Raw genomic sequence first — 5,088 nt, 5'->3', positions numbered from 1 at the left:
TGTATGAGGCCAGGACGTTGTTGACGCGTAATGGTGTCGCGGATGCGGGCGGCTTCCCGTCATGCACACCGTGGGGCCGGTGGTAGTTGTAGTGCAGGTTCCAGGTTTCCAGCGCTTTCTCGCGCTGGTCTTCTGAGTTCCAGGTCCTTGCGTACAGGAACTCTTCAGCGAGGATGCGGTTGTAGCGTTCGACTTTCCCGTTGTGCTTGGGCGTGTAGGGCTTCGTACGGCGGTGCTCCGCGCCATTCAGAGCGGCGGCGAATGCCGCGGAGCGGTAGCAAGCGCCATTGTCGGTGATGATTCGCTCGATCCGGGTGATGCCGTGAGCGGCGAACCACACCCGGGCGCGGTTCAGGAACGAGACGGCGGTGGTGGCCCGTTCGTTCTCGAGCGATTCAGTGTATGCCAGGCGGGTGTGCCCGTCGATTGCGGAATGGAGGTAGGCGTACCCGGCGCGTGCCCCGCGGGTTCTCGCTCGGGCGGCGGCACGAGCCTCAGGGCTGCCTTTGCCATGAGCCCGCCAACCACCGCCGTTGGGGATGCGTCCGACTTTCTTGACGTCGAGATGCACCATGTGCCCGGGATGCTTTGCCGTGATCGTCTGCACTTGCCGGTTCGTCTCGCCGTTTGGGTCGATGAATCGACGGCGGTTCAGGCCGAGCTCGGCTAGGTGCCGAGTGACGGTGCGCCGACTGATCGCAACGCCATCTCCATGCAGTTCGAAGGTGATGCGGGATGCTGACCACTTGTGCTCGCGCCGTAGTTCCTCGATTCGCGCTAGCGTCTCGCCAGGTGTCGCGCTTGGCTGCCGGATTGGAGCAGATGAGCGGTCAAGCAGGCCGAGTTGACCGAACTTGCGGTACCGGGTTACCCACTTCGATGCGGTTGCGCGGGAGATGCCCATCTCTGCGGCGACATGCGCGAGGGGTCGAGAGCGGCAGCGCTCAATGAGTCGGCGACGGCCTTCGACTGTCAAGGGCGAGTTAGCGTGCGTCACTTGACCACTTCGCTCTCGGCGGGCGCGATCAGCCGGAGAAGGGGAATGGTGAGCAGCAATGCCGCTGCGGTCGTGGTGACGGCCACCCAAACGGGCCCGAGCGCACCGGGTATCACGCCGAGCGCGGCAGCGGCAAGTATGGGACCGACTGCTGCGCCGACGTTGAGTGCCGCGGTCGCGTACGAACCCGCCATGGTGGGTGCACCCGCCGCCGCATAGAGCACTCGCGTAATCAGCGTGCTGCCGACAGCGAACCCCAACACACCCTGAGCGAAAACGAGCCCGAGCAGGGCAACGGGGTTCGTCGCGAAGAGCGCCAAGGCGACCCAGCCGAGTACAAGGACGCTTCCACCGCCCATGATGACGACGCGAGGTCGGGCGTCAGCGAGCCGTCCCGCAACGGTGACGCCGATGAAGGAACCGACGCCGAAGAGCACAAGCGCCACCGACACCCACCACTGGCTCAGGTCGGCGGTTCCCGTAACGATCGGCGCAAGGAAGGTCAGCGTTGCGAAGGTGCCGGCATTCACCAGGGCAGCCAGCATCATCGTCAGAACGAGGCGCGGAGAGGCAAGCTGCGCCAACTCCATCCGCAGCGAGGACGAATCCTTCTCGGACGTGTCGCCAGCTTGAGTGGTGAAGCCCGCGGCAATGCCGATCGCAGCGGGGACGCAGAGGAGAGCGATCGCCCAGAACGTCGACTGCCAGCCAAGGGCCGTACCAAGTACGGCACCCGCGGGGACGCCGGCGACGGTTGCGACGGTGGTGCCCGCCAGCAGAATCGATACGGCCCGACCTTTGGCGTTGGGTGCCACGAGTTTCGTCGCCGCGCCCAGTGCGACCGCCAAGAAGCCTGCGTTGACAATCGCGGCGATCACGCGCGTGATGAACAGAACAGTGAAGTCGGGCGTCAGCGCCCCGACGACATGAGCCGCCGCGAATACAGTCACGCAACCCAAGAGTGTCGATTTCACGGGGAGGCGACGAGTGAGGGCGGCCATCGCAGGTGCGCCGATCACCATGCCCGCGGCGAATGCCGATGTCAGGAGACCAGCTGTCCCCACGGGAACGCCGAAGTATGTGGAAATGTCGGGCACGAGGCCGGCGAGCATGAACTCGGAAGTACCCATGGCGAAGACCACCAGGGCAAGAAGATAGAGAGCGAAAGGCATCGAGGTAGCTCCGAAGCGAGAGTGCGAACAAGAGAACGTCTCGTCACTACGGTCAGCGCCCAGAGGACACCCGAATGTCGTGCTGCACACAGCACAGGGCAGCAGAGAGCTGAGGGCTCAGCGAAGGTGAGGGGCTGACGGCGTGACCGAAAGCCCCTGAGTGTCCGATTCAGGGCTCGACATGCGTCCCAATCTACCCGTCTGTGCCGCTACCCCCAAGAAACGTCAACAACCTCATGGCCAGCAACAGCTAGACGAAGCGGAACGCATGGCTGAAACGGACGTGCCTTCCTACAGACTCGAGGTATCCATCGTAGGAAGCGCGTCGTCCGTGGGCGATGACCGAAATGACTTCCACCCGCTCGGGAGGACGGCGGGCGCACCTCTCGGGCTGCACTGGGGCCGCTGTGTGTGGATTTCTCGATGAGCGTCCAGCTCATGTCATCGGCAAGCTACTCGGAGAGGGCCTCCGGCTCTCCCTTGGCCTTCTCCGCGATCGGCACGCACACTTCAATGGGTCTTTAGACTCCCAGCTGACCTATCCTTGGCAGATGATGCCGAGTTGCCCGGTGGCACCGACTCGCTCGTCGGCCGTGGCGAAGACGTGTCGCCGTCATGTTGCTCCTGCTCACAACTCACATCGAGTCGCCGCTCGCCCATGAGCCGAACTTCGGGGACGCCGCTGTACCACGCACGATGAGAATCACGCAGGGCACGTAGAGTGCTGCGGCGCAGAGCCAGAGGAAGCCGTCGGCGTTGATGTAGGTGAACGCGAAGATCGTTGTGAAAGCGACCGGTCCGAAGATCGATGTGACGCTGTTGATGCTGGCGAGCACACCCTGGAGGCGCCCTTGCCGCTGTTCATCGACGCGCTGGGAGAGAAGGGTTTGCAGAGCGGGGAGGCCGATGCCACCGATCCCCAATGCCGCCAAGATAGGCGCCATGGACAATCCGTCAGTGACTATCGCCAGGCCTACGAGACCCAAGGCGTCGGTAACACACCCGATGATGACTGTTTTTGCCTCACCGATCCACTCCACGATGCGGCCAGTAAGGAGGGCCTGCACGAGAACCTGTACGATCCCGAAGACGGACAGGGAGATTCCAACTTCGACGGGACTCCAGTCGAGGCGGTGTTCAGTAAACAGCACCCAGGTCGCACCTGGAGCCTGCCCAATGAATTGAACAAGGCCGAATGCGACTAATAGGAAGGTAATCCCAGGCACCGCGCTGAGGCCGGGGCGACCACGATGCTGAGCGAGCGACGCAGAGCGCGCAGGGGAATCAGGACGGGTCTCGCGTAACAGGATAAAGGTGAGTGCCAGATTGCTCGCTGAGAGAAGAGCAGCGAGCAAAAACGGCAGATGTGGCGAGATGGCACCGAACAGTCCACCCATGGCTGGCCCCGCGATCATTCCGCCGCCATAGCAGGCACTGAGTAAACCGAAACGCTTGGCGCGCTGGTGGGGTGGCGTGATGTCGGCGATCACGGTGGCGGTGACCGCATTGGTCGCTCCGGTTATCCCAGCCACTGCGCGGGCGATATAGAACACCGACAGAGCGGACGTCGTGGCGAGCACGAGATAGTCGACGGTCGCACCGGCCAGGGAAACAAGCAGCACCCGGCGGCGGCCGAATCGGTCCGACAGCGTTCCCAGTACGGGGGCAAAGATGAACTGCATTACCGCGTAGAGCGCGATCAGCACTCCGACGTTCAGCGGAACCGCATCAGCGGTGACCCCTGCCTCGTGTAGCAGTGCGGGAAGAATCGGCATCACCAGGCCCATGCCGGCGGCGTCGAGGCTAGCCGTGATGAGGACCGTGGCCAACGAGCCACGAGCGGAAGTAAGAAATGACACCTTATCAACGATAAAGTTATCGATGATAAAGTGCAAGCATGGCTCAGAAACAAGCGCGACTCGATCGTGCAGCAGTCTTGCGCGGTGCGAGGCATGTGCTCAATAACACGGGGATCGACGGTTTCACCACGCGGGCGCTGGCTGCGCATCTGCGGGTGCAGCAGCCAGCGCTCTACTGGCACTTTCGGACAAAGGCCCACCTGCTCGGATCGCTCGCAGCTGATGTGCTTGATCGCGAACACCACGCCTCACTCCCAGAGTCAGGGGAGCGCTGGGACGACTTTCTCCTGCGCAACGCGCGGAGCTTCCGGACAGCGCTTCTGGCAGTCCGGGATGGAGCACGGCTGCACGCAGAGTTTCACCGTCAAAAGAGTGACCAGATGCCAGCGGGCTCGGATGCCCCCGAAAGTCAGATCGAGTTTCTCGTGTCCGAAGGATTCGCTGAGGGCTCTGCGGTCCGAGCTCTCATGGCTATCAGCCGCTATACGGTCGGTTTCGTACTAGAAGAACAAACAGCGCTCGACAACGGATGTGAGCCTGTCGATCAAGACCTAGATTTCGAGTTCGGGTTAGTTGCAATGGTTGAAGGGCTGGCATCAAAGCGATGAGGGATGCTCGCACTTTGGGTCTCTGCGTCAGTAAGGTCAATCCTTTCCCGCTCCCGCAGCACCTCCTCCGCGATACTGACGATTCGCTCATGGCTACGGGGCTCACAAACGAGCAAATCAGGGACCGTGTGTATGTCGCGTCGCGATCGCGGAACGGCACATCAGCAGCATCTTCACCATGCTCGACCTTAACGAGCGCACAGGGAACAAGCGCGTCATCGCCGTCCTCGAGTACCTCAAGAACTAAGCGTCGAGTGCGCGACCGGCGCGATGACCATAGGTAACGGCGGTTTAGCATCGGTGCCGCATCTTGACCCGACTCAATCCGCGACAGCTAACTGTTGCTGGCCATGAGGTTGTTGACGTTTCTTGGGGGTAGCGGCACAGACGGGTAGATTGGGACGCATGTCGAGCCCTGAATCGGACACTCAGGGGCTTTCGGTCACGCCGTC

At 62.3% G+C, this 5,088-nt stretch carries 4 protein-coding genes; 1 reads left to right on the top strand and 3 read right to left on the bottom strand.

All coding sequences use genetic code 11. The features are described from left to right. From EKH49_RS16305 to tet(33), 3 genes are all read right to left on the bottom strand, one after another. The coding region (locus tag EKH49_RS16305) for an IS481 family transposase (RefSeq protein ID WP_128471674.1) at positions 1-997 on the bottom strand (997 nt) is incomplete at its 3' end. Further along, entirely contained in the window at positions 994-2,169 is a 1,176-nt protein-coding gene (locus EKH49_RS16300) for a Cmx/CmrA family chloramphenicol efflux MFS transporter (RefSeq protein ID WP_005882743.1), read from the bottom strand. The genes EKH49_RS16300 and EKH49_RS16305, both read right to left, overlap by 4 nt. A 635-nt stretch (positions 2,170-2,804) precedes the next feature. Next, positions 2,805-4,028, bottom strand: a complete 1,224-nt coding sequence (gene tet(33), locus EKH49_RS16295) for a tetracycline efflux MFS transporter Tet(33) (RefSeq protein ID WP_074436872.1) — start codon at positions 4,026-4,028, stop codon at positions 2,805-2,807. Positions 4,029-4,066: 38 nt separating this feature from the next. Here tet(33) and EKH49_RS16290 point away from each other — a divergent pair, with 38 nt between their 5' ends. Further along, positions 4,067-4,636 (top strand): TetR/AcrR family transcriptional regulator C-terminal domain-containing protein, encoded by a 570-nt coding sequence (locus EKH49_RS16290; protein WP_005882738.1) that lies wholly within the window; start codon positions 4,067-4,069, stop codon positions 4,634-4,636. Positions 4,637-5,088: the final 452 nt, after the last annotated feature.

It is taken from the genome of Glutamicibacter sp. HZAU (genome assembly GCF_004100365.1).
Taxonomy (GTDB): domain Bacteria; phylum Actinomycetota; class Actinomycetes; order Actinomycetales; family Micrococcaceae; genus Glutamicibacter; species Glutamicibacter nicotianae.
This window is presented reverse-complemented; position numbering and strand designations above follow the sequence as displayed.

Coding starts and splice junctions, on each gene's coding strand:
- EKH49_RS16300 (WP_005882743.1), bottom strand. CDS start 2,169: ATGCCTTTCGCTCTCTATCTTCTTGCCCTGGTGGTCTTCGCCATGGGT.
- EKH49_RS16290 (WP_005882738.1), top strand. CDS start 4,067: ATGGCTCAGAAACAAGCGCGACTCGATCGTGCAGCAGTCTTGCGCGGT.